Raw genomic sequence first — 3,267 nt, 5'->3', positions numbered from 1 at the left:
CCTCAGGCCCCTCAGGCGCCCCACGCCCCGCAGCACGCGCCGGCCCCCTCCCCCGCCGTCTCGCGGCCACCGACCCTCGCACCCGGGCCCGCCGGTCTCACCCCGGTCTTCAAGAACGGCCCCCGCACACCGGACCGGACCGTCGCCCTGACCTTCGACGCCGACATGACCGCCGACGAGGGGCCGCGCGCGGCGGCGGGCGAGCACTTCGACAACCCGCAGCTGATCGCGACACTGCGGGCGCTGAAGGTGCCGGCCACCGTGTTCATGACGGGACGGTGGGCCGAGGAGTACCCGATCCAGGCCCGGTCGATCGGACGGGACCCGCTGTTCGAGATCGCCAACCACTCCTACAGCCACTACGCCTTCACCGGCGACTGCTACGGCCTGCCGACCGTGTCCGAGGACCGGATGCGCTCGGAGGTGGAACGGACGTACACCGCCTTCCGCAAGGCGGGGGTGGACAACGCGATGCCGTACTTCCGCTTCCCCGGGGGCTGCTACGACCAGAAGGCGCTGCGCGCGCTGAGCGCTACCGGCGTCACTGCGGTGCAGTGGGACGTGGTGAGCGGGGACGCCTTCGCGACCGACTCCGACGCCGTGGCCAAGCAGGTCCTGGAGGGTGTGAAGCCCGGCTCCGTCGTCGTCATGCACTGCACGCGCAGCGCCGCCCCGGCGACCGAGCGGGCCGTGCGCCTGATCGTGCCCGAGCTGCGCAAGCAGGGCTACCGGTTCGTGAAGGTGTCCCAGCTGATCGGAGCCGCCGACCGCAGGCGATGACCCCCTCCGGAAGCGGGGTACGGGCGGCTCACGGCGCTCGCCGGGAGGTGAGCACGCAGGTCCCTCACGGCGCTCGCCGGGAGGTGAGCGCGCAGGTCACGGCGGTCGCCGCGGCCGCGAACAGGACGGCGGCGGCGAGAGGCAGCAGGGGCAGCGGCACCTTCCCGGACTGCGAGCCGGTGACCAGGCCGCCGACCGCCGCCTGTGCCGGGGACCCGGTCACCACCAGGGACAGCAGGGCCGCGAGCAGCAGTGCGGGCACCGCGCGGCCGGGCGAGCGCAGCACCGGCCAGGCGGTGAGCGCGCCGACGGCCACCCCGAGCAGGGCACAGACCAGGACGGCGAGCAGCCCGGCACCGGCCGCGGGCAGCGGCGGCACCCGGGTGCGGTGGCCGGTGCTCACCGGATCGCTGATCAGCGTCACGACGGCGGTCGCGGCCGCGCCCAGCCCGGTGGCGCAGGCCAGTGCCACCAGCAGACAGGCCAGATGCGCCCGCGCCGGTGCGGTCGCCGCCGCGACCACGCCACGGGCCGCGGGCGGCTCGTTGGTGACGCAGATCCGCACCAGCCAGGCGGCGACGGGCAGCAGGGCCGCGGCCGCGTAGCCGAGGGAGTCGAGCACCGGCTGCCCGCCCTGGATGCCGATCCCGAGGAAACCGGCGTACAGGATGAACGGCGGCAGCCAGCGCTGCGAGCGGATCAGCAGGGCGGTCTGGTAGCGGACGAGGGCGGTCACGAGCGGCTCTCCTCGACGGGGCCGACGCTCATCACGTGCCAGGGCGGGCGGGCGGTCAGCAGGGCACGGAGCAGGACGTCCGAGTGGGACGCGGGGACGGTGAGCCGGTGGACACCGGGCTCGACCTCGTCGACGGCGGTGATCCACCGGGCGGCCTCGACGGGCGGGGCGGCCCCGGCCGGTCCGCGGACCGCCACGAGCACTGCGGGGCCGGCCGCCGGAGCGGCTTGTTCCGTACGCAGGCCGAGCGCGCCGTCGCGCACCGTGTACGTGGCGTCGGGCACCCCCTCCAGCCGGCGCGGGTCGTGGTCGACGAAGACGACGGCCGCACCGGCGGCGGTGCGCTCGGCGACGGCCCGCTCCAGTTCGGCCCGGGCATCGGCGTCCAGGCCGGTCCAGGCCTCGTCGAGCACCAGCAGCTCCGGTTCGGCCACCATGGCCTGGGCGACCGCGACCTTCTGGCTGCTGCCCTTGGACAGCCGTGCCATCGGGGTGCGGGCGTAGGCGGCGGCGCCGAACCGCTCCAGCCACTGCTGCGCGGCCCGGGCGGCCGCCGCACGCGACAGGCCGTGCACGGCGCCGAGGTGGGTGAGATATCCGGACGGCGTGAAGGGCAGCGCCGACGGGAAGCGTTCGGGCACGTACGCCGTGCGGGGCCGGCCGGTGATCCGGCCCTCGCTGGGGGCGTCGATCCCGGCGAGGACGCGCAGCAGGGTGGACTTGCCGGTGCCGTTGGCGCCCTCCAGACGGACCAGGGTCCCGGGGGACACGGTCAGTTCGATGCCGCGCAGCACCCAGGGACCGCGTAAGCCGTAGCGCCGGCCCACGTCGACCAGTCGCAGATCACGTTCCATGGAAGGCATCTTCTCCTGCCCTTTAGGCTGGGCTGTCGTGAGCCCCGATCCGACACCCCTCGCCGACAGTCCCTTCCGGTCCGAGCCCAGCGCCCGCGACCAGGCACCCCAGTACGTCCTGCCACTGGTGGTACGCATCGAGCGGGCCGAGCCGCCCGAGCGCACGGACGCGCTGGAGACCGCCGCCCGCGCGGTGCTGAGGATGCTGGACGACGAGCGCTCGGCGGGCGACGGCGTCTGGGCGCAGGCGGTCCGGGACTGGCAGGACGCCCGCATCCGCAAGGTCGTACGGCGGGCGCGCGGGGCCGAGTGGCGCCGGGCCGAGGCACTGCCCGGGATCACGGTCACCGGGACGTCCGCCGAGGTACGGGTGTTCCCGCCGGTCCCGCTGGACGGCTGGCCCAAGGAGCTGGTGAAGCTCCAGGTCTCCGGCACCGACCTCGACGACCCGCGGCCGCCGGCCGAGGCCGCGCCCGGCACACCGGTGCTGTGGTTCAACCCGGAGGTCCCGATGTCGGCGGGCAAGGCCATGGCCCAGGCCGGGCACGGCGCCCAACTCGCCTGGTGGGAACTGTCGGACGAGGAGCGCCGCGCCTGGCGCGACGCGGGCTTCCCGCTCGCCGTACGCACGGCCGATCCCCTGCGGTGGCGCGAACTGACCCGCAGCGGAATGCCGTTGGTGCGCGACGCGGGCTTCACCGAGATCGCACCGGGCAGCTGCACGGTGATCGCCGAACATCCCGCCCTGCGGTAGTCACGGCCCCGAGCGGGCAGCCCGGCGGGTCGGCGGCCCCGCCCGGCAGCCCCGCCCGGCCCGGCAGCCCCGCCGCCCGAACCTCAAATGTTGCTCTGAAGGAGAGAGCGGCAGGGTTCGGTGGGTGGTGTCGGGGCGATACC

The 3,267-nt window shown here is 75.1% G+C and carries 4 protein-coding genes; 2 read left to right on the top strand and 2 right to left on the bottom strand.

Going from position 1 to position 3,267, the window contains the following annotated elements; genetic code table 11:
* Window positions 1-780, top strand: a 780-nt coding sequence (locus FNH09_RS45645; RefSeq protein ID WP_152895757.1) for a polysaccharide deacetylase family protein, incomplete at its 5' end; no start/stop codon positions are given.
* A 64-nt stretch (window positions 781-844) separates the two neighbouring features.
* Here FNH09_RS45645 and FNH09_RS45640 read toward each other — a convergent pair.
* Window positions 845-1,516, bottom strand: coding sequence for an ABC transporter (locus FNH09_RS45640; protein WP_162470097.1), 672 nt, complete (start codon window positions 1,514-1,516; stop codon window positions 845-847).
* Window positions 1,513-2,370 carry an ABC transporter ATP-binding protein gene (locus FNH09_RS45635; RefSeq protein ID WP_152895756.1) on the bottom strand — a complete coding sequence of 286 codons (858 nt, stop codon included), beginning with the start codon at window positions 2,368-2,370 and terminating at the stop codon, window positions 1,513-1,515. The genes FNH09_RS45640 and FNH09_RS45635 overlap by 4 nt, the downstream gene beginning before the upstream one ends.
* On the opposite strand from FNH09_RS45635, the gene FNH09_RS45630 reads away from it, so the two are divergent.
* Window positions 2,369-3,124 carry an aminoacyl-tRNA hydrolase gene (locus tag FNH09_RS45630; RefSeq protein ID WP_152895755.1) on the top strand — a complete coding sequence of 252 codons (756 nt, stop codon included), beginning with the start codon at window positions 2,369-2,371 and terminating at the stop codon, window positions 3,122-3,124. The genes FNH09_RS45635 and FNH09_RS45630 overlap by 2 nt on opposite strands.
* The last annotated feature ends 143 nt before the right edge of the window (window positions 3,125-3,267 follow it).

The sequence above is a fragment of the Streptomyces adustus genome, assembly GCF_009377175.1.
GTDB classification, from domain to species: domain Bacteria; phylum Actinomycetota; class Actinomycetes; order Streptomycetales; family Streptomycetaceae; genus Streptomyces; species Streptomyces adustus.
This window is presented reverse-complemented; position numbering and strand designations above follow the sequence as displayed.